Here is a 26,482-nt window from a genome sequence, read left to right on the forward strand (position 1 = left end):
GGGTTTCGACGGGCTCAGCCCGCGGGGACTACGAGGTTCAGCCGCCGGGCGCTCAGCCCCACCGAGATGCGCTGGCCCCAGCCCGCGATCAGGTAGTCGCGCTCGATGCCGTCGCCGAAGATCACGAGGCGGTCGCTCTCGACGAGCAGCTCGAGGCGCTGGCCCTCGGTGAGCACCCCGCCGGTGAGCGTCGTGCCGGTCGCGATCGACGGCCAGGCCTCGCGCGTGAACCACGAGATGCCCGTCGAGGTGGGCGGCGGCAGCAGGCTCGCGGCGACGTGGCGGTCGCTCGCGATCGACGAGGTCCAGCCGGTGCTGCCGGTTCCGGTGCCGGCGATGATGCCCGACGACGAGTGCCGCTCGGATCCCCGCTCGGGAACCGTCACGGTATAGCGGGCCGACTGGTGTCCGCTGTCGCCGATGTAGAGGTCGTTGAGCGCCTCGAGCGACTGCCCGTCGTCGAGCGTGGCCTGCACCATGGCGCGCGACTCGACCCGGGCGTGACCCGTTCGCACGTGCTGGACGACGGCCGCGGCATCCGTCGGTCTGTGGGCCACCAGCACGCCGGGGTTGCGCTCGGGCTCGGGGTTGACGCCGACGACCGGCTGGCCGGCGAGGTATTTGGCGACGTTGGCGACGAGCCCGTCCTGGCCGATCGGCATGACGATGTCTTCGGGTGCGAAGAGGTAGCGGTCGAGCTCGGAGCGCTCGAGCCGGGCCTGCCGCACGTCGTTCGGCAGCCGGGTGGAGACCTCGTGGATGGCCTCCTCGAGCACCTCGTGCCGCTCGCGCACCTCGTCGATCGAGCGCCCGCGCTCGCGCAGGAAGAACTCGGCCTGCCCGTAGGTCGCGTGCCGCTCGAGCAGCTCGGTGTACTCCGACCGGCGGTGCACGAGCACCACGCGCGCGGCGAGTGCCATGACTACGCCGCGGGGCCGCGGGTGATGCGGCTGAGCGCCTCGGTCACGATGTCGGGCGTGAGGTTGAGGGTGCCGATGCTGGGCAGGTTCTCGGCCAGGCTCTGCATCGCGAGCGCGGTGAGCACGGCGGGGTCGATGCCGGCGTAGGAGGCGAGGCGCGCGGTCTCCGCCTCGGCGTTCGCGGCACCGAGGGTGCGGGTCGACTCGGCCCGGGCGGCGGACTCGATCTGCACGCGCGAGGCGTCGGCGCGGGTCTGCACGTCGTTCTGCTCGGCTTTGGCCTTCGCGGCGATCAGCTGCGTGGCTGCTTCCTCCTGCGCGCGCTTCTGCGCGTTCGCGCCCTCCTGCCGAACGAGCAGCTCCTCGCGGGTGGCGAGCTCGATCTTGCTCTGCAGCTCGTTCTCGGCGATGGCCCGCTCGCGCTCGACCGCGATCGCGCGGCGCTCGTAGGTGGCCTTGTCGGCGTCCTGCTGAACGCGCTCGCGCACCGGAACCTCGAGGGCCCGCTCGAGGTCGGCCTGCGGACGGATCGACACGATGCGGACGCCGATGACGATGATGGATGTCTCGGCGAGACGTGCGTCGCCGGCGAGGCCCGCTGTCGTGACCGCACGCACCGCGGGGACACCCTGTCCGAGCAGGTCGACGAGGTTGACCGTGGTGATGTGCTCGACCGCGTACTGCTGCGCGAGCTCGGTGATGCGCGTGCCGACCTGCTCGAGCGGCTTGCCGAGCCAGCGGCCGTTGTACGGGTCGATGGAGAAGTCGATGCGGCCGGCGGCGACGGTCGGGTCGCCGAACCGGTAGGTGACGGTGGCCTGCACGCTGACCTCCTGGAAGTCGAGCGTGCGCGCGCCGAAGACCACGGAGAGCTCGGATTCGGCGACGGGGACCTCGCTGATCGCCGAGTTGAGGGCGCGGAACCAGAACGAGATACCCGGCCCCGAGTGCACGACCTTGCCGCGCTGCGCGTGCACGATGTGACTGGTGGGAATCGACCTCAGGTGGCGTGCGAACGGAAAGCTTCGGATGTCGGCCATGATTCCCCTTTATCGACTGGTCGTACTAGCTTCCCTCAGTTTAGTGAGAGCCCGTGGCCGGTAAGCTTGCCGGGTGAGTGATATCGAAATCGGCCGCGCCAAGCGCGCTCGCCGTGTGTACGCCTTTGACGACATTGCGATCGTGCCTTCTCGGCGCACGCGTGACCCTCAGGACGTGTCCATCAGCTGGACCATCGACGCGTACACCTTCCAGATCCCCGTGCTCGCGGCACCGATGGACTCCGTGGTGAGCCCCGAGACCGCGATCGCGATCGGCCAGCTCGGCGGCCTCGGCGTGCTCGACCTCGAGGGCCTCTGGACCCGCTACGACGACCCCACCTCCCTGCTGAAAGAGATCAGCGAGCTGCCGGCCGCCACCGCGACCGCCCGCATGCAGGAGATCTACTCCGAGCCCGTCAAGCCCGAGCTCATCCGCGACCGCCTCGCCCAGATCCGCGCGGCGGGCGTCACCGTCGCCGGCGCGCTCAGCCCGCAGCGCACGCAGGAGTTCTACGAGACCGTCGTCGCCGCCGGCGTCGACATGTTCGTCATCCGCGGCACCACGGTGAGCGCCGAGCACGTCTCGAAGAGCACCGAGCCCCTCAACCTCAAGAAGTTCATCTACGAACTCGACGTCCCCGTCATCGTCGGCGGCGCGGCCACCTACACGGCGGCCCTGCACCTCATGCGCACCGGAGCGGCCGGCGTGCTCGTCGGCTTCGGCGGCGGCGCTGCCTCCACCACCCGGGCGAGCCTCGGTATCCACGCGCCGATGGCAACTGCGGTGTCGGATGTCGCGGGTGCACGTCGCGACTACATGGACGAGTCGGGCGGGCGATACGTCCACGTCATCGCCGACGGCGGCCTCGGAACCTCCGGCGACATCGTCAAGGCGATCTCGGTCGGAGCCGACGCGGTCATGCTCGGCACCACCCTCGCCCGCGCCACCGACGCGCCCGGCAACGGCTTCCACTGGGGCCCTGAGGCGCACCACTCCGAACTTCCCCGCGGCAACCGCGTCGAGGTGGGCTCGCTCGCCCCCCTCGCCGAGATCCTCAACGGCCCCTCGGCGGTCGCCGACGGGCGCGTCAACCTCATGGGCGCCCTCCGGCGCTCGATGGCCACGACCGGCTACTCCGACCTGAAGGAATTCCAGCGCGTCGAGGTCGTCGTCGCGCCGTATCTGCAGAGTTAACCGAACCGGCCGCCGCGTTCCCGCGGCGACCCGATAAGGAGACACCGATGTCAACGCGCAATTCAGTCACCCGCTCGTCCAAGCTGGGAACGGAGGAGCGCGCCGACGCGATCTCCGCTCTGAAGACCAAAGAACTCGACATCCTCGTCGTCGGCGGCGGCATCGTCGGCACGGGCGCGGCGCTCGACGCGGTCACCCGCGGCTTGAGCGTCGGAATGGTCGAGGCCCGCGACTGGGCCTCCGGTACCTCGAGCCGGTCGTCGAAACTCGTGCACGGCGGCATCCGGTATCTCGAACAGCTCGACTTCAGGCTGGTGCGCGAGGCGCTGATCGAGCGGGGTCTGCTGCTGCAGCGCATCGCTCCCCACCTCGTGAAGCCCGTGCGCTTTCTCTACCCGCTGACGAAGCCCGTGTACGAACGGTTCTACGTGGGCGCCGGCATGTTGCTCTACGACCTGTTCAGCTACAGCGGCGGACGCCCGCCCGGCGTGCCGCACCACCGCCACCTCACCAAGCGGCAGATGCTGCGCGCCGCGCCCAGTCTCGACAAGGACGCGTTCGTCGGCGGTCTCACCTACTACGACGCGCAGGTCGACGACGCCCGGTACGTGGCATCTCTGGCACGCACCGCGTCCTTCTACGGCGCCCACGTGGCATCCCGGGTTCGCGTCGAGGGGTTCATCAAGGTGGGCCAGCGCGTGGTCGGCGTGAACGCGCACGATCTAGAGACGGACGAGCGGTTCGAGATCCGCGCGCGGCAGGTCGTGAACGCGACCGGCGTCTGGACCGACGACACGCAGTCGATGGTCGGGGAGCGCGGCGGATTCAAGGTGCGCGCCTCGAAGGGTGTGCACCTCGTGGTGCCGCGCGACCGCTTCCAGTCGAAGCTCGGGCTGCTGCTGCGTACCGAGAAGAGCGTGCTGTTCGTGATCCCGTGGGGCCGGCACTGGCTGATCGGAACCACCGACACGGACTGGAACCTCGACAAGGCGCACCCGGCCGCGACCGCCGCCGACATCGACTACATCCTCGAGCACGTCAACAAGGTGATGGCGGTCAAGCTGACGCGCGACGACGTGGAGGGCGTCTACGCCGGACTGCGCCCGCTGCTCGCCGGCGAGAGCGAGCAGACGTCGAAACTCAGCCGCGAGCACATCGTCGCCCACTCGGTGCCCGGGCTCGTGGTGGTGGCCGGCGGCAAGTGGACCACGTACCGCATCATGGCCAAGGACGCGATCGACGCCGCGGCGGCCGCTCTCGACGGACGCGTTCCGGCGTCGACGACGCAGGACATCGCGCTGCTCGGGGCCGAGGGCTACCAGGCCGCGTGGAACAAGCGCGCGAAGATCGCCCGCGTCTTCGGCGTGCACCGCGTGCGCATCGAACACCTGCTCAACCGCTACGGGGTGCTGACCGACGAGCTGCTCGACCTGATCCGCGAGCGGCCCGAACTGGCCGACCCGCTGCCCGGAGCCGACGACTACATCGCGGCCGAGGTGGTCTACGCCGCCACACACGAGGGCGCCCTGCACCTCGAGGACGTGCTCGCCCGCCGCACCCGCATCTCGATCGAGGCGTGGGACCGAGGCGTCTCCGCGGCACCCGTCGCCGCCGCGCTCATGGGCGCCGAGCTCGGCTGGGACCAGGAACGCATCGACAAAGAGGTGGCGAACTACCTGAAGCGCGTCGCCGCCGAGCTCGAAAGCCAGCAGCAGCCGGATGACGCATCCGCCGACCGCGTGCGCCTGGAGGCCCCCGACATCGTGGCGAAGTAGCGGGGCGGGCAGCCGCGTTCGCCGTGCGCGCACGCGGCTGCCCGCGCGGGACGCCTCCGGTAGACTGGACTTCACTGCCGCAAACCCCCTGAAGGAGCACACCATGGTCGACGTTCGACGGGTCAAGCTCCCCGGTGTGGGTGTACTCCATACGTTCGTCACCGACGACGGCGGCAAGGTCGGCGTCATCACGCACCGCTCGGGCCACAGCGATCTCATCTCGTTCGCGGACTCCGACGACGGCGACTCGAGCAAGGTCTCGCTGCGTCTCGACGAAGACGAAGCGCACACGCTCGCCGAACTGCTCGGCGGAACGCGCATCACCGAGTCGCTCTCCAGCCTCGACCAGATCCCCGGACTCTCCATCGACTGGTTCACGGTCGACTACGAAGACCACATCGCCGGACAGGAGCTCGGCAACCTGGCGAGCCGCGGCGTCGTCGGTCTGACTGTCGTCGCCGTCGTACGCGGCGAGTCCGCGAACCCGGCCCCGGCCGACGACTTCAAGGTCTTCCCCGGCGACACCCTCGTGGTGGCCGGTTCTCCCGAAAAGGTTGCCAAAGCGTTCGCGTTCTATCGCACCGGTGAGTTCAAGGCGAAGACGCCGGTCGATTCCCCGCCCGGGGGCTAACCGTGCATATCGGCGAAGAACTCCTGACGCTGGGTGTCCTGTTCGTCATTTCCTATGTGCTGGGGCGACTCGGCAAACTCATCGGGCTGCCCGCGATCCCGATCTACATGCTGGTCGGCCTCGTCGCGAGCCCGCACTTCGAGCTGTTCCCGCTGAGCTTCGAGTCGGCCGACGTCGAGTTGATCGCGGTCTTCGGGCTGATCTTCCTGCTGTTCAGCCTCGGCCTCGAGTTCGATCAAGACGAGTTCTACGGCAACGCCGGCAAACTCCTGATCTCGGGCGGTACCCGGGTGGCGATCAACATGGTCGTCGGCTTCGCCCTCGGCATGTGGATCGGCTGGGGCACCCGCGAGGCCCTCATCATCGCGGGTATGACGGCCGCGTCATCCAGCGCCATCATCACCAAGCTCTTCATCGAGCTGCGCCGCCTCGCCAACCGTGAGACGCCGATCATCCTCGGCATCATGGTGCTCGAAGACGTCTTCATCGCGATCTACCTCGCGATCGTGGCCGTCGTCATCGGCGGCGAGGTCGACCCGTGGACGGTCGCGCTCGAACTCGCGATCTCGTTCACCTTCCTGATCGTGATGTTCGTGGTGGCGAGGTACGGCGGCAAGATCGTCTCCCGGCTCGTGCGCACCAAGGACGACGAGCTGTTCACGATCCTGTTCTTCGGCCTCGCGGTCGCGTTCGGCGGCATCGGCGAGCTGCTCGGCGTCTCCGACGCGATCGGCGCGTTCCTCATCGGACTGGTGCTCGGCGCCACCCGGTTCCGCGGACGCATCGAGCAACTCGCCCTGCCCCTGCGCGACGTCTTCGGCGCGTTCTTCTTCCTCAACTTCGGCCTCGCGCTCGACCCGTCGACGTTCGGTGCCGTGCTCGGGCCGGTCGCGGTCGCGGTCGTCGTCACCCTCGTGGTCAACACGCTCGGCGGCCAGCTCATCGCCTGGCAGAACAAGCTCACGCCGGCCGAGGGGCTCAACGCGAGCGCGATGCTGCAGAACCGCGGCGAGTTCGCGCTGATCCTCGCGACGCTCGCGGTATCGGCGGGGCTCGACGAACGCCTCACCCCGTTCGCCGGCCTCTACGTGCTCAGCATGGCGATCATCGGCCCGGTACTCGCGGTCAACTCGGAGAAGATCGGTGCGAAGATCTTCCCCGCGAAGCCGGTGGTGAAGGAGAAGCACGAGCGCATGGACGCCGAGAACTTCGCCCTCATCGACGCCGCGATGTCGGGCGCCGACGTGCCGACGACGGCCGAGGACGACGAGTTCGACATAGAACCCGAGCGCCCCGCGAAGGTCGACCCGTTGGTCGAGCAGGCCATGCAGCAGTCCGACGAACAGCAGCGCGAACGCACCCGCGACCCGGAGTACTAAACCATGTGGTCACTTGCCCGCCGCCCCCGTTGGATCGCGGCCCTCGTCCTCTGCCTCGCCATCGCGGCCGCCTTCGCCGCGCTCGGGCAGTGGCAGCTTTCGCGGAGCATCGACCGCGGGACGCCCGTCGACGAGACCACGGAGATCCCCGTGGCGCTCTCCGAGCTCTCGGTTCCGCAGGAGCCCCTGACCGCCGCGGCCGCAGGGCGCATCGTCACGGTCGAGGGCGAGCTGCTCCCCGGCGACTACGTGCTGCTGAGCGGGCGCCTGCACGACGGCACCGCCGGTTACTGGGTGGTCGGCCACCTGGTCGAGACCGGTCTCGACGAGGGAACCCCGTCCCTGGCCGTCGCGCTCGGCTGGGCCGCGACAGAAGCGGACGCGTCATCCGCCGTCTCTGATCTGGAAAAGAACGCGCCGCAGTCGTTCGCCGGGCGCTATCTGCCGAGCGAGGCCCCGCAGGAGGACGACTTCGAGAACGGAGAGCAGAATTCGCTCGCGGTGTCGGCCCTCGTCAACCAGTGGGGGACGGCCCCCGACGGCGTGTACCCCGGGTATCTGATTGCGGATGACGCGGCCGCCGATCTCGTACTGATCGACGCACCGCCTCCCAGCACTGAGGTATCGGTGAACTGGCTGAACATCTTCTACGCCGTCGAATGGGCGGTGTTCGCGGGGTTCGCGGTATTCCTCTGGTTCCGCCTCGTGAAGGACGCCTGGGAGCGCGAGCAGGAAGAGCTCGAAGAGAGCGAATCGGCCGCGTCGACGGAAGTAAACTAGAGCAATGGCCCTCAAACCGAAGCTCTCCAATCTGCCTCGAATTCGGAACGCGCTTCGTCTCTACCGCGTGACCTCGATCGTCACCGGCGTCTTCCTGCTGCTGCTCGTGCTGATGATGGTGACGCGCTACGGATTCGGCGTCGACATCGAGCTGAACGGGCCCTACGGTTTCCTCGCGCTCACGCCGAAGGAGCAGATCGTCGGCATCAACCTGTCGACCATCATCCTGATCCTGCACGGCTGGTTCTACGTCGTGTACCTGTACAGCGACTTCCGCCTATGGAGCCTGATGCGCTGGACTTTCCCGCGCTTCCTGCTCATCGCCCTCGGCGGCGTCATCCCGTTCCTGTCCTTCATCGTCGAGCGCCGCACTCACGCGCAGACCGAGAAGGAACTCGAAGCCCTGCAGTCCGCACAGAAAGTGGAGACGATCCCATCAGCGAAATAAACTCGACCGCCGCGCAGCCGGTCCTCGTCGTCGACTTCGGCGCGCAGTACGCGCAGCTGATCGCGCGTCGCGTCCGTGAGGCGAACGTCTACTCCGAGATCGTGCCGCACACGATCACCGCGGCCGAGGTCGCGGCCAAGAACCCCATCGGCATCGTGCTGAGCGGCGGACCGTCGAGCGTCTACGACGCGGGCTCGCCCTCCCTCGACCCGGGAATCCTCGAGCTCGGCGTTCCGACTCTCGGCATCTGCTACGGCTTCCAGGTCATGGCGCAGCAGCTCGGCGGAGAGGTCGCGAACACCGGCCTGCGCGAGTACGGCGCCACCGCCGTGACCCTCGCGCCCGGTGCGTCGACGCTGCTCGGCGACCAGCCCAGCGAGCAGACCACCTGGATGAGCCACGGCGACTCGGTGTCGAAGGCCCCCGAGGGCTTCACCGTTCTCGCGTCCAGCGCGTCCACTCCCGTCGCCGCGTTCTCGAGCGACGAGAAGAAGATGTACGGCGTGCAGTGGCACCCCGAGGTCAAGCACTCGGAGTACGGCCAGCGCGTGCTGGAGAACTTCCTGCACGACGCCGCCGGCATCCCGGCCGACTGGAACAGCTCGAACGTGATCGAGGAGCAGGTCGCCCGCATCCGCGAGCAGGTCGGCACCGGCAAGGTCATCGTCGGTCTCTCCGGCGGTGTCGACTCTGCCGTCGCCGCCGCGATCGTGCACAAGGCGGTCGGCGACCAGCTCACCGCGATCTTCGTCGACCACGGCCTGCTGCGCCAGGACGAGCGCCGCCAGGTGGAAGAGGACTACGTCGCCTCGACCGGTGTGCGCCTGATCACCGTCGACGCCGTCGACCAGTTCCTCGACGCTCTCGCCGGAGTCACCGACCCCGAGCAGAAGCGCAAGATCATCGGCCGCGAGTTCATCCGCAGCTTCGAGGGCGCCGCCGAGGCGCTCGTACTCGAGGCGCAGGGCGACGGCACGACGATCGACTTCCTGGTGCAGGGCACCCTGTACCCCGACGTCGTCGAGTCGGGCGGCGGTAGCGGCACGGCCAACATCAAGAGCCACCACAACGTGGGCGGCCTCCCCGAGGACCTGCAGTTCAAGCTCGTCGAGCCGCTGCGCACCCTGTTCAAGGACGAGGTACGCGCCATCGGCCGCGAGCTCGGACTGCCCGAGGTCATCGTGAGCCGCCAGCCGTTTCCGGGGCCAGGCCTCGGAATCCGCATCGTGGGCGAGGTTACCCGTGAGCGTCTCGATCTGCTCCGTAAGGCGGACGCGATCGCCCGCGCCGAGCTGACCGCCGCCGGCCTCGACAACGAGATCTGGCAGTGCCCGGTCGTGCTGCTCGCCGACGTGCGTTCGGTCGGCGTGCAGGGCGACGGCCGCACCTACGGTCACCCGATCGTGCTGCGCCCCGTCTCGTCGGAAGACGCCATGACCGCCGACTGGACGCGCCTGCCGTACGACGTGCTGGCGCGCATCTCCAACCGCATCACCAACGAGGTGGCCGGGGTGAACCGCGTGGTGCTCGACGTCACGTCGAAGCCGCCGGGCACCATCGAGTGGGAGTGACCAGCTGAAGGGCGGGACACGAGAGTGTCCCGCCCTTCGTGGTTTCCGGGCCTGGCACGCCCTACCGCTCGACCTCTCAACAGGACGCAACGGCCCCGTCGCCCACTCGACAGGACAGAGTGGCCGGATGACGCCCGCCGAACCTGTTGGAGGTGCGAGGCCGCACGCAAAAGGCCCCCGGCGCGAACCGGGGGCCTTTTGCTGTACTAAAAGCGTTACTCGCGGAAGATCGCGAGGAAGCGCAGGATCTCGGTGTACAGCCAGACGACGGTCACCATGATGCCGAACGCGGCCTGCCAGCCGTAGATACGGGGCGCACCGCCCTCGACACCGCGCTTGATGGTCGTGAAGTCCATCACGAGCGAATACGAGGCGAGCAGCACGACGAGGATTCCGACGCCGATGTTGACGAGCGGGTTCGACTGCAGTCCGCCGAACTCGGAGACGACGCCGGTCAGACGCAGCACGAGGTTCACGAGCTGGAAGGCCATGTAGCCGAAGATCGCGACGGTGAAGATCTGCGTGGCGCGCTTGGATTCGCGGATCTTGCCGGTCGCGAAGAGCGCGAGCGTGACAGCGACGACGCCGAGCGTGCCGAAGACGGCCTGGGTGGCGATGCCGCTCCACTGCGACTCGAAGAGGAAGGTGATGCCACCGACGAACACACCCTCGAAGGCCGCGTACGCGAGAACGAGCGCGCGAGACGGCTTCTTCTTGAAGATGTTGACGAGCGCCAGCACGAAGCCGACGATCGCGGCGGGGATCGCGAGGACGGGGACGACCCAGCCGACAGCGGCACCGGCGAGCAGCACCACGAAGGCGATGACGATCTTGCGGATCGTGTCCTCGTAGGTCATGCGGTCGGTGTCGGTGGGGGTCGCGGACGGACGGCCGTAGAGCTCGTCGAGCTGCTCGGGCGTGAGCGTCTTGCCGTTCACCGTGGTCGAGTGCACGACGGCCTTCGTAGTGAACGCGGGCGAGTTAGTGAACGCGGGGTTCGTGCTGGCGGCGGCCATGACATCCTTCGTGGTCGTAGAAGCGAAAGTTTCGCTCACCACGATTTTACGCGGAACCACCTGAGTAAACAGGGTGATCGCCGAGAGCTTAAGGAGCTAGGAGTTCAGAACGACGGCCGCGACCACGGCGAGTGCGACGAGTAGCGCGCCGAGTCCCCAGCCGAAGAGCCCGAGCACGGTGACCTGCCGTCGCGGGGCGTCGGCTGCGTCATCCGTCGCCCACATCTCTGGGCTGAAATCGTGGCGGATCGCCGGCGGAACCGGGGGCGCGATGGGCACCTTCGTGCCGCAGTGGATGCAGTACTTCCATTCAGGTTGAAGTTCTGCTGAACAGCTGGTGCACCGCGACATGACAAGAATCCTATGCGCGTAACGTGGACGCGTGACCACCACCTCGCGGCCCCTCGTCATCGCCCACCGCGGAGCGAGCGGCTACCGCCCCGAGCACACCCGGTCGGCCTACGAGCTCGCCTTCGCCCTCGGCGCCGACGCCGTCGAGCCCGACATCGTCGCCACGAAGGACGGCGTGCTGGTCCTGCGTCACGAGAACGAGATTTCAGGCACCACGGATGTCGCGGCTCACGCCGAATTCGCATCGCGGAAAACCACTAAAACGATCGACGGTGTCGCGCTCACGGGGTGGTTCACCGAGGACTTCACCTGGGCCGAGCTGTCGACCCTGCGCGCGGTCGAGCGCATTCCCGAGCTGCGACAGGCGAGCGCGAGTTTCGACGGCCACGAGGGGATCCTGCGGCTGAGCGACCTGCTCGACATCGTCGACGCGGCGACGCTCTCCGCACGGCGGCCGCTCGTGCTCGTGGCCGAGATCAAGCACGCGACGTACTTCGAGTCGATCGGGCTGCCGCTCGACGAACTCTTCGCCGACGCCGTGCGCGACTGGGCTACCGCCGACAACCTGATCGTCGAGAGTTTCGAGCAGACCGTGCTGACGAAGATCCGCGCCCGGGGCATCCCCGGCAGACTCGTCTTCCTCGCCGAGGCGAAGGGCGCGCCCGCCGACCTCGTCGCGGCCCACGGCGCCAAGGCGCGCAGCTACGCCGACCACCTCACCGCCGCCGGGCTCGACCGTCTCGCGCGCGAGGTCGACGGCGTGAGCGTCACCCGCAAACTGATCCTGCGCCTCGACCTCACGAAGAAAGCCGTCGGCGTGACCGACCTCGTGTCGCGCGCGCACGGGTCGGGGCTCATCGTCTTCTGCTGGACCCTGCGGGCCGAGAACAAGTTCCTCGCCAAGAACAACCGGGTCAAGGGCGAACCGCGCGACTTCGGCAACTGGCGGAGCGAGTTCGAGCTCGTGCTGTCGAGCGGCCTCGACGGCGTCTTCGCCGACCAGCCCGACCTCGCGCTGGCAGTGCTGGCTGCTCCCCGCGCCTGACCGCCGCCGGCAGCGCCGGGCCGGCGTCGGCGGTGGCACCTAGAATTGGGGGCAAATGTCGTTCGTTCCCAACATCATCGAGCCCGAACCGTCTGACGACGGCGCCTTCGACGACGCCCTGCTCCGGGGCCTCAACCCGCAGCAGCGCGAGGCGGTCGAGTTCCGAGGGCAGTCCCTGCTCATCGTCGCCGGTGCCGGGTCGGGCAAGACCAGCGTGCTCACCCGCCGCATCGCCGGCCTGCTGCAGAGCCGCGAGGCGTTCCCGAGCCAGATCCTGGCCATCACCTTCACCAACAAGGCCGCGGCCGAGATGCGCGAGCGCGTGCACCAGATCGTCGGCAACGAGGCCGAGGGCATGTGGATCTCCACCTTCCACTCCGCCTGCGTGCGCATCCTCCGCCGCGAGGCCGAGCACTTCGGCTTCACCAAGAGCTTCACCATCTACGACTCGGCCGACAGCCGCGCGCTGCTCAAGCGGATCCTCAAAGAACTCGAGGCCGACCAGTACGGCTTCACCGTCTCGAGTGCGTCCGGCAAGATCTCGAAACTGAAGAACGAGCTGCAGGATGTCGAGAGCTACGCCCGCGGAGCGAATTTCTCCGATCCCGCCGAGGTCATGTTCCTCGAGATCTTCCGTCGCTACACGCAGGCGCTGAGCAAGGCCAACGCGTTCGACTTCGACGACCTCATCGGCCAGACGGTGTACCTGTTCCGCGCGTTCCCGGTCGTGGCCGCGCACTACCGCCGCCGGTTCCGCCACATCCTGGTCGACGAATACCAGGACACCAACCACGCCCAGTACTCGCTCATCCACGAGCTCACCCGCCCGGTACGCCCCGACATCGCCGACGAGGTCGAATCGGCCGGCGGCCTCGTCAAGACCAAGCGCGACTCGCTCGGCGCGATCCCGGGCGCCTCGCTCACCGTGGTCGGCGACAGCGACCAGTCGATCTACGCCTTCCGCGGTGCCGACATCCGCAACATCGTCGAGTTCGAGCGCGACTTCCCGAACTCCAAGGTGATCCTGCTCGAGCAGAACTACCGGTCGACGCAGAACATCCTCGACGCGGCGAACGCGGTCATCTCGAACAACTTCGACCGCAAAGACAAGAAGCTCTTCACCGACATCGGCAAGGGCAACAAGATCGTCGGCTTCACCGGGTACTCGGGCCACGACGAGGCGCAGTTCATCGCCGACGAGATCACCAAGATGCACGACGAGGGCATCGCCTACAAAGACATGGCCGTCTTCTACCGCACCAACGCGCAGACGCGTGCGCTCGAAGAGATCTTCATCCGCTCGGCCCTGCCCTACCGCGTGCTCGGCGGCACCAAGTTCTACGAGCGCGCCGAGATCAAGGACGCGATGGCGTACCTCATCGCCGTCGCCAACCCCTCCGACCCGCTCGCGCTGCGCCGCATCATGAACGTGCCCAAGCGCGGAATCGGCCCGGCCACCGAGACGGCGCTGCAGTCATGGGCCGACGCGCACGACACCAGCCTGCGCGACGCGGTGCGCAACGCGGGCGAGCTCGGGCTCGGCCCGAAGGTCACCGGCGAGATCCTCGAGTTCGGGTCGATCCTCGACGAGGTCATGGCGACCGTCACGGCGAGCGACGACTGGGATCCCACGACCGGCACGGGCCGTGCCGCGGCGAAGGTCTCCGACATCCTCATCGCCCTGCTCGAAAAAACGAAGTTCGTCGAGACGCTGCGGGCCAGCCGGGACGCGCAGGACGAGGCCCGGGCCGAGAACGTTGAAGAGCTCGTCGCGGTGACGAAGGAGTTCCAGAAGAACAACCCCGACGGCACGCTGCTCGACTTCCTCACCGAGGTCTCGCTGGTCGCCGCGGCCGACGACCTCGACGACTCGAGCGGCACCGTCTCGCTCATGACGCTGCACACCGCGAAGGGCCTCGAGTACGAGGCCGTCTTCCTGACCGGCGTTGAAGAAGACCTGTTGCCACACCGGATGTCGGCGGGAGAACCCGGCGGACCGGCCGAGGAGCGCCGGCTGTTCTACGTGGGCATCACCCGTGCCAGGCAGCGCCTCTTCATCTCGCTCGCGATGACCCGTGCCGCCTACGGCAACGTCAACGTGGCGATGCCGAGCCGGTACCTGCAGGAGATCCCGGCAGACCTGATCGAGTGGCGCCAGTCGCCCGGCATGGCGAACTCGCGCGGAGGCACCGAGCCGCGCGCGCTCAACGCCCGCCGCGACGGATCGGCGTGGGGCTCGTCGCTGCGCGAGGCCGCCGCGCTTCCCCCGGGTAAGCCGAAAGAGAAGACGCAGTGGGCCAACATGGTCACGAACGTCGTGCGCGACAACAGCGCGCTCGAACTGAGCGCGGGCGACCGCATCAGGCACACCGACTTCGGTGAGGGCCGCGTCACCGCGGTCACCGGCGAGGGCGCCAAGCGCGTCGCCGAGGTGCAGTTCGAAACCGCCGGCCGCAAGCGGCTGCTGATCAAGATCGCTCCTATTGAGAAGGTCGAATAGATGTCTGACGAACTGACCGTGCTATTCATCGGCGACAGCGTCACGGATGTCGGCCGGCGCGACGACCCCGAGGCGCTCGGGCACGGCTATGTGCGACTGATCGACGAGGCGTTCCGCGCGGGCGGCACCCCGGCCACCGTGGTCAACCGCGGCACGAGCGGCAACCGCGTGCGCGACCTCAAGGCGCGCTGGCAGAAGGACTGCCTCGACCTCGCGCCGTCGCTCGTCTCCGTGATGATCGGCGTCAACGACACCTGGCGCCGCTACGACGACAACGACCCGACGACCCCGGAGCAGTTCGCCGCCGACTACCGCGCGATCCTCAGTGCGCTGCCCGGCCGCGAGGAGACCGCGCTCGTGCTGATGGAGCCGTTCCTGCTGCCTGTCACCCCGGCCAAGCTGACCTGGCGCGACGACCTCGAAGAGAAGATCGCGGTCGTGCGCGAGCTCGCCGTCGAGTTCGGCGCCGTGCTGGTGGAGACCGACGACTACCTCAACGGGTTCGACGTTCCGCTCGTCGACATCGCCGCCGACGGCATCCACCCCACCGAGCTCGGCCACCAGCTGCTCGCGAAGCTCTGGCTCGAAACGATCGAGAACGCGGCGGAGTAGCGCCGACTCGTAACGTCGCGCCGGGCGTGAGTGTGCGGCGCTGAGCGTCGTCGACCACGCTGAGGTTTATGCGACGGTGCCGCCGGGCTCCTAAGAGGCGCGCTGCGGTTTGTGGCCGACGCGTATGTTCGTGCCTCCGCGTGCGAGACAACGCTCCGCGCGCTCGACAGCGCTGAGCGTCGCACTCCACGACAAGGGTCCGCGTGCGAGACAGAGCGCCGCGCCCGTGACGACGCTGAGCGCCGCAAACCTAAGTACCGCGACCGCCTACCGCGCGTGGGCGCGGAAGGCCGCCAGGTAGTGGCGCGCCGGCCAGCGCCGCAGCCGCTTCGGCAGCCGCGGGTAGACCGCGGCGAGCACGCGCAGGGTGCGGCGGAAGCGGCGCTCACGTCGGTCGTCCCACGGCAGGTCGAACGCCCGGCGTAGTTCGGGGGAGAGCAGCCCCGCCGTCAGGAACCGCACGGGAGGCATCACTGCCTTCACCCAGAGCGGACCCGTCGCCGGGTGCAGCAGGTCGCGCGATACCCGGCGGGCCTCGTCGTCGACGCGTAGCCCGGCGACCGTCTCGCGCCAGTACCCGGCGAACGCGGACCGGTCCCGTGGCCAGAGGTCGGCCGGCATCTGCAACGCCGTGCCGACGACCGCGTACTCGGCGTAGAGGGAATCCGCGTCATCCGGGGACAATCGGCCGAACACCCGCTCGTAGACGGCGATCGCCGAGTCGTACAGGGTCGCCGCCACCCAGAGCTGCTGGTCGGGGTCGAACGCGTTGTAGGCGGGATCGGAATCCGAGCGGACCGGCCCGTGGGCCCGGTTCACGTAGCCGGTGATGAGCTCGATCTCGGCGTCGCTGCCGTAGACGAGCACGTAGAGATAGCTGAGCGTGTTACGGAGGCGGCGCAGCGGGTCGGCGGTGAAGTCGCTGTGGCGGGCGACGCCGTGCCCGACCGCCGGCAGGGCGATCTGCAGCAAGATGGCGCGGGCACCCCCGGCGAGGAGGACCGCCTCGTCGGAGATGTCGCGCATGGTGAGGGGCACCGTCCCAGTCTCGCGGATGCCGCCGGCCGGCGCCCGCGTGCCCCCAGCACTGGGGTACAGGAAATCCGGAACGCCCCTGCCGGTGAAGTGTGAGCAATGCTAGCGTCGGTGCACGGGCCAGAGCCGACCGGCCCGACGCCACAACGAAGAGGTGCTTATGGTTCGGGGGAACCACGTTCGAGCGGCGGCCACGCTGGCCGCGGCCACGCTGTCGATCGCGATGCTGAGCGCGTGCTCGCCGCCCGTCGCCGCGGGTGCGAGCGGCGGCCTCACCCTCGCCGACACCAAGTCGCCCGTGCAACTGCTGCGCAACGAGGCGGCGTCGCGCATCCCGACCGCGGCCATCGAGTCGGTGAGCGATGCGGAAGACTTCTCTTTCAGCTGCAAGACGGAGGCGGAAGACCCCGACGGACTGCGCCGGTCGTGGCACTCCAACGCCCAGGTCGTGGTCAAGGAGGCGAGCGTCTGGCGTGTGGACGCGATCGTCGACGAGATCGCGCAGAGCTTCGTCGACCAGGGCTGGTCGGCCACCCCGCTCGAGGCCCGCGAGCGGTCGCACGCGGTCAAGCTCACCAAGGACGACGTGTCCACCGCGATCCGTATCTCGGCACACCGGCCGCCCGACGGCGAGGCGCTCCTGCCGGACGAAGACCCGGTGACGATCGACCTCGAGCTGAACGGCCCCTGCGTCGACACCGCGGGGGCCGATTCGGACGAGGTCACCAAGCTCGAGGGACAGGACTGAGCCGCCCCCTGTCCCCAGCACTGGGGTAGGTCTCGAGCAATATTCGTGGGTCGCGGCCCGTATCGGGCGATCGGGCGCTGCTAGGTTTTTGGCAACGGCTGATGAAGTCGGGATGAATTCCACGCGCGGTTGCCTAGAACCCCGCATGAACAGCGGTCCACGCGCCGCACTTACCCGAAGAGGTGCAGTTATGGTCTGGGGGGACCTCACTAGAAAGTTCGCGGCAATAGCGATAGTTTCCGTGTCGCTCACGACACTCAGCGCGTGCGCGAGCACGTCGACGGCCGGTACCGGCGGCGACGCGACCACGCTCACGCTCGCCCAGACGAAGTCGCCGGTGCAGCTGCTGCGCAACGAGGCGGCGAGCCGTCTCGACGAGTTCGTGGTCGAGACGGTCAACGAGACCGAAGACCTGTCGGTGCCGTGCAAGACCGCGGAGGTCGACCCGCTCGGCCTCAGCCGGTCGTGGACCTCGAGCGTCGAGGTCAGCTTCAAACCGGGCAGCGCCTGGCGCGTCAGCATCGTCGCCGAAGACCTCACCGTCTCGTTCGAAGAGCAGGGCTGGGTCGCCTCGCGCGGCGCGCCCTCCGCCGTGACCTACACCGCTCTCAAGAGCGAAACCTCGGCGGCGACAATCGGGTTCACGGTGACCACCGAGAACCTCGAGACGGCGACGCCCGCCAAGCTGCAGATCACCACCAAGGGCCCGTGCGTGGCCACCGGCGGTGCCGAATCCGACGAAGTGAAGAAACTCGAAAGTCCCGTCAGCTAGCACCCGCGACATCCACCCCTCGTAGGTGTCTCCGCGCAACCTCGCGTTTACCTCACATATGTAGCGTCCTCAGCGATCAGCTACATACGGGGGAGCAACACATGGTCGGTGGGGACCGCACACGCAGATTCGTGACGATCGCGGCGGGGGCCGCGGTGCTGGCGACGGTGCTGGGCGCGTGCGCCAGCGGCGACGGCGCCGAGCAGAGTCAGAACATCTCGAGCGCGCTGGGCGACGTCACGCTCGCGCAGTCGAAGTCGTACGCGCAGCTCCTGCGCAACGAGGCGTCGTCGCGTCTGCCCGAGATCATCCTCAAGGAGGTCTCGGAGACGACCGACGTGTCGGTCGCCTGCGAAGACGAGAGCGTGGACCCCGAGGGTCTGGCCCGCAGCTGGAGTTCCACCACCAGCATCCTCATTACCAACTCGACGGCCGCGCGCGTGCAGTCGGTTTCCGAAGACCTCATCGCCACCTTCGTCGACCAGGGCTGGACCTCGACGCTCGAGGAGGAGTCGACCGACACCCTGACGATCGCCGACCTGCGCAATGACTCGTCGCTGGCCTGGATCCAGATCGCGACCGCCTCGAAGGCCGACGGCCAGGTGCCGTCGATCGTCATCACCGCCCGGGGCGCGTGTGCGATGACCGAGGGTCCGTTGTCCGACGAGGTCGTCCTGCTCGAAGGGCAGGATGCCGCGACCGCCGGCTGACCGAGAAATCGCCAGCGCCCGAGCGGGTAGGGTTATTGGTGGTCAAAGTCTCTTGACATCGAACAATCTCGCAGTCGAGATGACCCGGCCTTCCATCTCAACCGACGTGCGATTGGATAAGCCTCGTGGATCTTTTCGAGTATCAGGCTAGGGACCTTTTCGAGTCCTACGGTGTGCCTGTACTTGCCGGCATCATTGCCGACAGCCCAGAAGAAGCAAAAGCAGCTGCCGAGAAAATTGGCGGCACTGTCGTCGTCAAGGCCCAGGTCAAGGCGGGTGGCCGCGGCAAAGCGGGCGGCGTCAAGGTCGTGCACAACGCGGATGACGCGTTCACGGCCGCCGAAGCCATTCTCGGCCTCGACATCAAGGGCCATATCGTCAAGCGCGTTATGGTCGCGGCCGGTGCCCGCATCGCCCAGGAGTTCTACTTCTCGGTGCTGCTCGACCGTGCCAACCGCTCCTACCTCTCGCTCTGCAGCGTCGAGGGCGGCATGGAGATCGAGGAGCTCGCGGTCGAGCGCCCCGACGCCCTCGCCCGCATCGAGGTCGACCCCATCGCCGGCGTCGACCTGGCCAAGGCCACCGAGATCGCCACGGCCGGCGGCTTCCCCGCCGAGCTGGTCGACAAGGTCGCTCCCGTGCTCGTGAAGCTCTACGACGTGTACAAGGGTGAGGACGCGACGCTCGTCGAGGTCAACCCGCTCGTCCTGACCGAGGCGGGCGACATCGTCGCCCTCGACGGCAAGGTGTCACTTGACGAGAACGCCGGCTTCCGTCATCCCGCACACGCCGACCTCGAAGACGCCGAGGCCGCCGACCCGCTCGAGGCGAAGGCCAAGGCCAACGACCTCAACTACGTCAAGCTCGACGGCGAGGTCGGCATCATCGGCAACGGCGCGGGACTCGTGATGTCGACCCTCGACGTCGTCGCCTACGCGGGCGAGAAGTGGGGCGGCGTCAAGCCGGCCAACTTCCTCGACATCGGCGGCGGAGCATCGGCCGAGGTCATGGCCGCCGGTCTCGACGTCATCCTCGGCGACGCGCAGGTCAAGAGCGTGTTCGTCAACGTCTTCGGCGGCATCACCGCCTGCGACGCGGTCGCCAACGGCATCGTCGGAGCGCTCGCCGTGCTCGGCGACACCGCGAGCAAGCCGCTCGTCGTTCGCCTCGACGGCAACAAGGTCGAGGAGGGCCGCGCGATCCTGATCGCCGCCGCCCACCCGCTGGTCACGCTCGCGACCACCATGGACGAGGGCGCCGACAAGGCCGCCGAGCTGGCATCGAAGTAAGGGCACCGGAAAAATGTCGATCTACCTCAACAAAGACTCCAAGGTCATCGTCCAGGGCATCACCGGCGGCGAGGGCACCAAGCACACCGCGCTGATGCTCAAGGCCGGCACCCAGATCGTCGGCGGCGTGAACGCGCGCAAGGCCGGCACCACGGTCTCGCACGACGGCGGCGTCGAGCTGCCCGTTTTCGGCTCGGTCTCCGAGGCCATCGCCGAGACCGGCGCCGACGTGTCGATCGTCTTCGTGCCGCCGGTGTTCGCCAAGGACGCCGTCGTCGAAGCGATCGAGGCCGGTATCCCGCTGGTCGTCGTCATCACCGAGGGCATCCCCGTGCAGGACTCCGCCGAGTTCTGGGCGCTCGCCAAGGCCAAGGGCGGCACGACCCGCATCATCGGACCGAACTGCCCCGGCATCATCACGCCCGGCGAGGCGCTCGTGGGCATCACCCCCGCGAACATCACCGGCAAGGGCCCGATCGGCCTCGTCTCGAAGTCGGGCACCCTGACCTACCAGATGATGTACGAGCTGCGCGATCTCGGTTTCTCGACCGCGATCGGCATCGGCGGCGACCCCATCATCGGTACGACGCACATCGATACGCTCGAGGCGTTCGAGGCTGACCCCGAGACCAAGGCGATCGTCATGATCGGCGAGATCGGCGGCGACGCAGAAGAGCGCGCGGCCGACTACATCAAGGCGCACGTGACCAAGCCGGTCGTCGCCTACGTCGCGGGCTTCACCGCTCCCGAGGGCAAGACCATGGGCCACGCCGGCGCGATCGTGTCGGCCGGCGCCGGCACCGCGCAGGGCAAGAAGGAGGCCCTCGAGGCCGCCGGAGTCAAGGTCGGCAAGACGCCGAGCGAGACGGCCGCCCTCATGCGCGAGGTCTTCGCTTCGCTGTAACGGCTCGATTGCGCGACGGCCCGACCCCTCGTGGGGCGGGCCGTCTCTCGTTAACGCGGCCCCGCGGCATCCTGCCACCCCGGTACCCCGCGCGGGCCGGCGGCGTGCAGCCACGCGCGGTCGGACTCCATGCGCAGCGACCCGTCGACCACGGCCACGGAGAGCCGCACCTCGAGGCCGCCGCGGCGGCCGAGGAAGTCGTGGATGCGTCCGTCGACGACGTGCCCGGGCGCAGCCAGCGGTGGCGCGAGCCCGCGACCTCGAAGACGCCGCTGCCGCGTCCGACCTAGTCGGCGGGCGGTGCCGAGAAGTAGGTGCGCAGCTCGGGGGAGAGTGCAGCGAAGCCGTCGCCCAGAACGCGGGCGGAGACGGATAGTGGCACGCCCAAAGTGCAGGCGGTGCAATAAGCTCCATCGCAATGAGAAACTCACAGCGCAGAGCCATCGCCGTCCTCGCCACCGCGGCCGCTGCCGGCCTGCTCGCGGGGTGCACGCTCATCTCTCCGACCCGCACCCAGACCGAGAGCGAAGTGCCGATCCCGGCCGGTCTCGAGTCGTACTACCAGCAGGAGCTCGAGTGGTCGCCGTGCGAGCCCGAGGGCCGCGAGTGCTCCACCGTCACGGCGCCGATCGACTACGAGAACCCGGGCGACGGCGACATCGAGCTCGCCGTCGTGCGCGTCGCGACCGACTCCGACGACCGCGTCGGCTCGCTGCTGATGAACCCCGGCGGACCCGGCGGATCGGGCGTCGAGCTCGTGCAGCAGGCCGCCGAGTACGTGACCAGCGACGCGCTGCGCGAGAGCTTCGACATCGTCGGCTGGGACCCCCGCGGCGTCGGCCTCTCCACTCCCGTGCAGTGCTACGACGACGCCGACATGGACGCGTTCCTCTACAGCGTTCCGGCCAACCCGACCGGCTCCGACGCCTGGCTCGCCGAACAGGTCGACCGCGAGAAGGCCTTCGCCGACGCCTGCCTCGAGAACACCGGCCCGCTGCTCGGCTTCATCGACGTCGAGAGCAACGCGCGCGACATGGACCTGCTGCGCGCCGTGCTCGGGGACAAGAAGCTCACCTACCTCGGCTTCTCCTACGGCACGTCATTCGGCGCCCACTACGCCGAGCTCTTCCCTGAGAATGCCGGACGCCTCGTGCTCGACGGCGCCATCGACCCCTCGCTCGAGTCGCCCGAGACCTTCACCGTGCAGATGGCCGGCTTCGAGAACGCCTACCGCGCGTTCGTCGAGGACTGCCTGCTGACCTCCGCGTGCCCGTTCACCGGAACGGTCGACACCGCCCTCGCCCAGTCGAAGACACTGTTCGACGGCGTCGAGGCCCGCGAGCTGCGCTCCGACGACGGCCGCCAGCTGACGGCGTCCACTCTCGGTACCGCGCTCAGCTACCCGCTCTACGACGAGGGGTCGTGGCCCGCGCTCAGCCAGATGATCTCCGAGCTCGAGGAGGGCGACGCCACCCTCGCGCTCCAGCTCGCCGACGGATACAACAGCCGCAACGACGACGGCACCTACGCCGACCAGGCCACCGCCGTGTACACCGCCGCCACCTGCCTCGACGGGCAGTTCACCGGCGGCCTCGACGGCACGCGTGCGACCCTGGACGCGATCGACGCCGCTGCCCCCACCATCGGCGCCTTCGTGAGCTACGCCGACTGGGCGCACATCTCCATCGCCTGCCAGAACTGGCCGTTCCCGTCGTCCATCGAGGCGCACGCGATCACGGCCGACGGCGCCGCCCCGATCCTCGTGCTCGGCACGACCAACGACCCCGCCACGCCGTACACGTGGGCCGAGGCGATGGCGAGCCAGCTCGACAGCGGCGTGCTGATCACCCGCGAGGGCGAGGGCCACACCGCCTACGCGCAGGGCAACGCCTGCATCGACGAGACCGTCGACGACTACCTCGTCGACGGACTGGTGCCGGTCACCGACCCGCTCTGCTGAGTGCGGGGCGCGGCGAGCCACAAAGGCCGGTGACCGCGGGTACGCTCGCTCCGGTATGAATCGCTCGCTCACCGCCCTCTTCGCCGCCTTCGAGGCGGCCCTCGTCGTGGCGATCGGCATCGGCATCAGCCTCGCCCCGCTCACCATCCTCTGGGCCGCGCAGTTCGGATTCCAGATCGACTGGATCGTGTTCTGGCGTGCCTCGGTCGACATCTGGCTGATGGGCCACGGCGTCGACTCGATTTTCACGCTCGACCCCACCACGGCCGTGACCCTGGGGCTGGCAGGGGCGGATGCCGCCTTCCGCGTCACCCTCGCCGCCATCGGGTTCTCGCTGCTCACCGTCGCCCTCGGCGTGCGCGCCGGCCGCCGCGTGGCGGAGACCAAGTACCTGTTGCTCGGCGAGCTCGTCGCCGTCGGCACGTTCGGCCTGCTCTCGACGGCCGTCACGTTCAGCGCGCTGCACCCGCTCGCCCGTCCCTCGGTCGTGCAGGGCGCGCTGTTCCCCACCGCGATCTTCGCCGTCGCCGTGGTCATCGGTTCGCTGCGTTCGAGACGGCCGTCGGCGGATGCCGCGATCTCGCCGATCCGCGACCGGATCACCGGTTTGCTGCTCCGGCTGCCGCGCGAACTCCGCGTGACGCTCGCCACGTCGCTGCGCGGCGGGGTCGCCGCCGCCACGGCCGTGATCGGCGTCTCCGCCGTGCTGCTCGCCGTGCTGCTCGCGATCAACTACGCCACCGTCGTGCGGCTCTACGAGGGACTGCATTCCGAGGTTCTCGGCGGCTTCGCGCTCACCCTCGCGCAGATCGCCTTCGTGCCGACCTTCGTCATCTGGGTCGCCTCGTGGCTGGTCGGGCCCGGCTTCGCGATCGGTGTCGGCTCCAGCGTCAGCCCGCTCACCACGGCCCTCGGCCCTACCCCGGCGATCCCCATCCTCGGCGCGCTGCCGGCCGGCGACCCCGCCTTCGGATTCGTCGGGCTGCTCGTGCCCGTCGTCGCCGGATTCCTCGCCGGGGCACTGCTGCGCCCCGGGTTCTCCCGCGCGCTCTCCGGCATCCCGTCGATGCGCTGGGTCGTCGCGGCCGGCGTCGGCATCGGCGCGGCCGGCGGACTGACCCTCGGCCTGCTCGCCGCCGCGGCCTCCGGCGCGGCCGGCCCCGGCCGCCTCGCCGACGTCGGACCCGACGCCCTGTCGGTCGGCCTCTGGGCCGCGCTCGAGATCGGGCTCGCCGCGATCGTCGGGCTGCTCGCGTCGCCGCAGCGGATCGCGCTGCCGCGGCGCACCGGAGCGTCCGAGAGCTCGGGCACGGCCGGGCCGTCGGTGCCCAGCACGCCGTCGTCACCCGCGACGCCGCAGCCTGCGGCCCCGTCGCAGCCGGCTCCCTCTCAGTCGGCCCCGTCGGTGCCCGTCTCCGCGCAGCCTGCCCCCGAGGCGGCCGACCGGCCCGCGGCATCCGACCGCCCTGCATCGGCAGCGCCGTTCGATCCCAACGCCACCGAGCAGATCACCCCGATCAGCCGCCCGATGCCCCCGCGCTAGGCTGTATCCCGTGCTATCGCTGGTTGTACTCATCTCTGGCGGAGGCTCGAACCTGCGCGCCCTGCTCGAAGCCGCCCAGGACGCCGAGTTTCCGGCCCGCGTCGTCGCCGTCGGCGCCGACCGGGATGCGGAGGGGTTCGACCACGCGGAGGAGTTCGGCATTCCCACCTTCTCGGCCGCGCTCTCGAACTTCGAGAGCCGTGACGCGTGGGGCGAGGCCCTGCTCGAGCAGATCCAGGTCTGGAAGCCCGACCTCGTGGTGCTCAGCGGGTTCATGAAGCTGCTGCCGCCCGCCGTCGTCTCGGCGCTCAGCCCCAACCTCATCAACACCCACCCCGCCTACCTGCCCGAGTTCCCCGGGGCGCACGGAGTGCGCGACGCGATCGCCGCCGGCGTGACCCAGTCGGGAGCTTCCGTCATCGTCGTCGACAACGGCGTCGACAGCGGGCCGATCATCTCGCAGGAGCGCGTCGCCGTGCTGCCGGGCGACACCGAGCACACCCTGCACGACCGCATCAAAATCGTCGAGAGGGAACTGCTCGTGCAGGCCGTTCTCGACATCGCCAACGGACACATCAACCTGAAGGAGCTGTCACTCGCATGAGCGGCCCCACGCACGACCCGGCCCTGTACCGTCCCCGCGATGTCGTCGCCATCCGGCGCGCGCTCGTCTCGGTGAGCGACAAGACGGGGCTCGTCGAGCTCGCGTCCGCGCTCGCCGCCGCGGGTGTCGAGATCGTGTCGACCGGCGGATCCGCCGCGGCGATCGCGGCCGCCGGGCTTCCGGTCACCGAGGTCGGCGACGTCACCGGCTACCCCGAGTCGCTCGACGGGCGCGTGCGCACGCTGCACCCCGTCATCCACTCGGGTCTTCTCGCCGACCTACGCCTCGAGTCGCACGAGAACGAGCTGGCCAGCCAGGGCATCGCGCCGTTCGAGCTCGTCGTCTCCAACCTGTACCCCTTCGTCGCCACGATCGCCGCCGGCATCACGGGCGACGCCGCGATCGAGCAGATCGACATCGGCGGCCCCGCCATGGTGCGTGCCTCGGCGAAGAACCACGCCAACGTCGCGATCGTCACCTCGCCCGCGAGCTACCCGCAGATCGTCGACGCGCTCGCCGACGGCGGGACCACCCTGGCCCAGCGCCAGAACCTCGCCGCCGAGGCGTTCGCGCACACCGCGGCCTACGACGCCGCGGTCGCCGCCTGGTTCGCCGCCAACGTCGCCTCGGTCGGGCCCGCCGCCACCGAAGCGTCGGAGGTCGCCGACACCTTCACCGTCTCCGCGTCACTCAAGCAAGTGCTGCGCTACGGCGAGAACTCGCACCAGAGCGCCGCGCTCTACGTGAGCGAGCACGGAACGGGCATCGCCCAGGCCGAGCAGCTGCACGGCAAAGAGATGTCGTACAACAACTTCGTCGACGCAGACGCGGCCGTGCGTGCCGCGTGGGACTTCGACGAGCCCGCCGTCGCGATCATCAAGCACGCCAACCCGTGCGGAATCGCCGTCGCCCGTGGCGCGGGCGACCCGATCCTCTCGGCGCACCAGCGCGCACACGCCTGCGACCCGGTCTCGGCCTTCGGCGGCGTCATCGCCTCGAACCGCATCGTGACCCTCGCCGCCGCCGAGTCGATCCTGCCGATCTTCACCGAGGTCGTCGTGGCCCCCGGCTTCGAGCCGGAAGCGCTCGAGCTGCTCTCCACCAAGAAGAACCTGCGCCTCATCGAGCTGCCCGCCGACTTCGCCCGCGAGACCACCGAGTTCAAGCAGATCTCGGGCGGACTGCTCGTGCAGTCGGTCGACAACTACGACGCGTTCGACTCCTCCGCCTGGACCCTCGTGGCCGGCACCGAGGCCGACGACGCCACCCGCGCCGACCTGGAATTCGCCTGGCGCGCGGTGCGCTCGGTCAAGTCGAACGCCATCCTGCTCGCGCACGACGGCGCCTCGGTCGGCGTCGGCATGGGCCAGGTCAACCGGGTCGACTCGTGCGGCCTCGCGGTCACGCGCGCCGGCGAGCGTGCGGCCGGTTCGGTCGCGGCGAGCGACGCGTTCTTCCCGTTCGCCGACGGGCTCGAAGTGCTGCTCGAAGCGGGCGTGCGCGCGGTCGTGCAGCCCGGCGGATCGATCCGCGACGACGAGGTCATCGCCGCGGCGACCGCGGCCGGCGTGACGATGTACTTCACGGGAGAGCGTCACTTCTTCCACTAGGCCACGTCTCAACCGCGTTCGTGATTCAGGATGGCGCGGCCGGC

Annotated in this window: 25 protein-coding genes and 1 pseudogene; 20 read left to right on the top strand and 6 right to left on the bottom strand. The window is 69.0% G+C overall.

What is annotated here, in order from left to right:
- Positions 1–14: 14 nt before the first annotated feature.
- Together HD599_RS01030 and HD599_RS01035 are read right to left on the bottom strand one after the other, a co-directional pair.
- Positions 15–920 (bottom strand): NAD(+)/NADH kinase, encoded by a 906-nt coding sequence (locus tag HD599_RS01030; protein WP_184232827.1) that lies wholly within the window; start codon positions 918–920, stop codon positions 15–17.
- A gap of 2 nt (positions 921–922) precedes the next feature.
- A complete protein-coding gene (locus HD599_RS01035) occupies positions 923–1,960 on the bottom strand; it encodes an SPFH domain-containing protein (protein WP_184232829.1) in 1,038 nt (345 codons plus the stop codon).
- A gap of 73 nt (positions 1,961–2,033) precedes the next feature.
- Between HD599_RS01035 and HD599_RS01040 the strand changes: the two genes are divergently transcribed.
- From HD599_RS01040 to guaA, 7 genes are all read left to right on the top strand, one after another.
- The gene (locus HD599_RS01040; protein WP_184232831.1) at positions 2,034–3,155 is read left to right on the top strand and encodes a GuaB3 family IMP dehydrogenase-related protein; all 1,122 of its coding nucleotides are present in this window, start codon (positions 2,034–2,036) and stop codon (positions 3,153–3,155) included.
- Positions 3,156–3,202: 47 nt separating this feature from the next.
- Entirely contained in the window at positions 3,203–4,930 is a 1,728-nt protein-coding gene (locus HD599_RS01045) for a glycerol-3-phosphate dehydrogenase/oxidase (RefSeq protein WP_184232833.1), read from the top strand.
- 103 nt (positions 4,931–5,033) lie between these two features.
- A complete protein-coding gene (locus HD599_RS01050) occupies positions 5,034–5,561 on the top strand; it encodes a cation:proton antiporter regulatory subunit (RefSeq protein WP_184232835.1) in 528 nt (175 codons plus the stop codon).
- Between the two features lie 2 nt (positions 5,562–5,563).
- A complete protein-coding gene (locus HD599_RS01055; protein WP_184232837.1) occupies positions 5,564–6,940 on the top strand; it encodes a cation:proton antiporter domain-containing protein in 1,377 nt (458 codons plus the stop codon).
- Positions 6,941–6,943: 3 nt separating this feature from the next.
- The gene (locus HD599_RS01060) at positions 6,944–7,720 is read left to right on the top strand and encodes an SURF1 family protein (RefSeq protein ID WP_184232839.1); all 777 of its coding nucleotides are present in this window, start codon (positions 6,944–6,946) and stop codon (positions 7,718–7,720) included.
- Between the two features lie 4 nt (positions 7,721–7,724).
- A complete protein-coding gene (locus tag HD599_RS01065; protein WP_184232841.1) occupies positions 7,725–8,168 on the top strand; it encodes a DUF3817 domain-containing protein in 444 nt (147 codons plus the stop codon).
- On the top strand, positions 8,156–9,739 hold the full coding sequence (guaA, locus tag HD599_RS01070) for a glutamine-hydrolyzing GMP synthase (RefSeq protein WP_184240150.1): 1,584 nt from the start codon (positions 8,156–8,158) through the stop codon (positions 9,737–9,739). Before HD599_RS01065 ends, guaA begins: the two co-directional genes overlap by 13 nt.
- Before the next feature lie 215 nt (positions 9,740–9,954).
- Here guaA and HD599_RS01075 read toward each other — a convergent pair whose 3' ends face one another.
- The 3 genes and pseudogenes from HD599_RS01075 to HD599_RS18385 all read right to left on the bottom strand — a co-directional run.
- A complete protein-coding gene (locus tag HD599_RS01075) occupies positions 9,955–10,755 on the bottom strand; it encodes a Bax inhibitor-1/YccA family protein (RefSeq protein WP_184240153.1) in 801 nt (266 codons plus the stop codon).
- 96 nt (positions 10,756–10,851) lie between these two features.
- Positions 10,852–11,034: a hypothetical protein gene (locus HD599_RS01080; protein ID WP_246376059.1), complete on the bottom strand. Its 183-nt coding sequence runs from the start codon at positions 11,032–11,034 to the stop codon at positions 10,852–10,854.
- Between the two features lie 3 nt (positions 11,035–11,037).
- Positions 11,038–11,166, bottom strand: a pseudogene (locus HD599_RS18385) (double zinc ribbon domain-containing protein); the annotation flags it as partial.
- Between HD599_RS18385 and HD599_RS01085 the strand changes: the two are divergent.
- The 3 genes from HD599_RS01085 to HD599_RS01095 are packed head-to-tail and all read left to right on the top strand — an operon-like array spanning position 11,138 to position 15,263.
- A complete protein-coding gene (locus HD599_RS01085) occupies positions 11,138–12,151 on the top strand; it encodes a glycerophosphodiester phosphodiesterase family protein (protein ID WP_184232845.1) in 1,014 nt (337 codons plus the stop codon). The pseudogene HD599_RS18385 and the gene HD599_RS01085 overlap by 29 nt on opposite strands.
- 55 nt (positions 12,152–12,206) lie before the next feature.
- A complete protein-coding gene (locus tag HD599_RS01090) occupies positions 12,207–14,651 on the top strand; it encodes an ATP-dependent helicase (RefSeq protein WP_184232847.1) in 2,445 nt (814 codons plus the stop codon).
- Positions 14,652–15,263 (top strand): SGNH/GDSL hydrolase family protein, encoded by a 612-nt coding sequence (locus HD599_RS01095; RefSeq protein WP_184232849.1) that lies wholly within the window; start codon positions 14,652–14,654, stop codon positions 15,261–15,263. It begins immediately after the preceding gene.
- Between the two features lie 267 nt (positions 15,264–15,530).
- Here the strand turns inward: HD599_RS01095 and HD599_RS01100 are convergent, their stop codons facing one another.
- On the bottom strand, positions 15,531–16,301 hold the full coding sequence (locus HD599_RS01100; RefSeq protein ID WP_184232851.1) for an oxygenase MpaB family protein: 771 nt from the start codon (positions 16,299–16,301) through the stop codon (positions 15,531–15,533).
- Between the two features lie 157 nt (positions 16,302–16,458).
- On the opposite strand from HD599_RS01100, the gene HD599_RS01105 reads away from it, so the two are divergent.
- The 10 genes from HD599_RS01105 to purH all read left to right on the top strand — a co-directional run bounded on the left by HD599_RS01105 (position 16,459) and on the right by purH (position 26,438).
- On the top strand, positions 16,459–17,046 hold the full coding sequence (locus tag HD599_RS01105) for a hypothetical protein (RefSeq protein WP_184232853.1): 588 nt from the start codon (positions 16,459–16,461) through the stop codon (positions 17,044–17,046).
- A gap of 241 nt (positions 17,047–17,287) precedes the next feature.
- Entirely contained in the window at positions 17,288–17,818 is a 531-nt protein-coding gene (locus HD599_RS01110; protein ID WP_184232855.1) for a hypothetical protein, read from the top strand.
- A 131-nt stretch (positions 17,819–17,949) separates the two neighbouring features.
- A complete protein-coding gene (locus HD599_RS01115) occupies positions 17,950–18,528 on the top strand; it encodes a hypothetical protein (protein WP_184232857.1) in 579 nt (192 codons plus the stop codon).
- A 125-nt stretch (positions 18,529–18,653) separates the two neighbouring features.
- The gene (sucC, locus tag HD599_RS01120; protein ID WP_184232859.1) at positions 18,654–19,817 is read left to right on the top strand and encodes an ADP-forming succinate--CoA ligase subunit beta; all 1,164 of its coding nucleotides are present in this window, start codon (positions 18,654–18,656) and stop codon (positions 19,815–19,817) included.
- Between the two features lie 13 nt (positions 19,818–19,830).
- Complete coding sequence (gene sucD, locus HD599_RS01125) at positions 19,831–20,721, top strand: succinate--CoA ligase subunit alpha (protein ID WP_184232861.1); 891 nt, start codon at positions 19,831–19,833, stop codon at positions 20,719–20,721.
- A gap of 104 nt (positions 20,722–20,825) precedes the next feature.
- The gene (locus HD599_RS01130) at positions 20,826–21,011 is read left to right on the top strand and encodes a hypothetical protein (RefSeq protein ID WP_184232862.1); all 186 of its coding nucleotides are present in this window, start codon (positions 20,826–20,828) and stop codon (positions 21,009–21,011) included.
- Between the two features lie 128 nt (positions 21,012–21,139).
- Positions 21,140–22,681, top strand: a complete 1,542-nt coding sequence (locus HD599_RS01135; protein WP_184232864.1) for an alpha/beta hydrolase — start codon at positions 21,140–21,142, stop codon at positions 22,679–22,681.
- Positions 22,682–22,736: 55 nt separating this feature from the next.
- Positions 22,737–24,224 carry a cell division protein PerM gene (locus tag HD599_RS01140; RefSeq protein ID WP_184232866.1) on the top strand — a complete coding sequence of 496 codons (1,488 nt, stop codon included), beginning with the start codon at positions 22,737–22,739 and terminating at the stop codon, positions 24,222–24,224.
- 10 nt (positions 24,225–24,234) lie between these two features.
- Positions 24,235–24,828 carry a phosphoribosylglycinamide formyltransferase gene (gene purN, locus HD599_RS01145; RefSeq protein WP_184232868.1) on the top strand — a complete coding sequence of 198 codons (594 nt, stop codon included), beginning with the start codon at positions 24,235–24,237 and terminating at the stop codon, positions 24,826–24,828.
- Entirely contained in the window at positions 24,825–26,438 is a 1,614-nt protein-coding gene (purH, locus tag HD599_RS01150) for a bifunctional phosphoribosylaminoimidazolecarboxamide formyltransferase/IMP cyclohydrolase (RefSeq protein ID WP_184232871.1), read from the top strand. Before purN ends, purH begins: the two co-directional genes overlap by 4 nt.
- The last annotated feature ends 44 nt before the right edge of the window (positions 26,439–26,482 follow it).

This window comes from Conyzicola lurida (assembly GCF_014204935.1).
Classification (GTDB): domain Bacteria; phylum Actinomycetota; class Actinomycetes; order Actinomycetales; family Microbacteriaceae; genus Conyzicola; species Conyzicola lurida.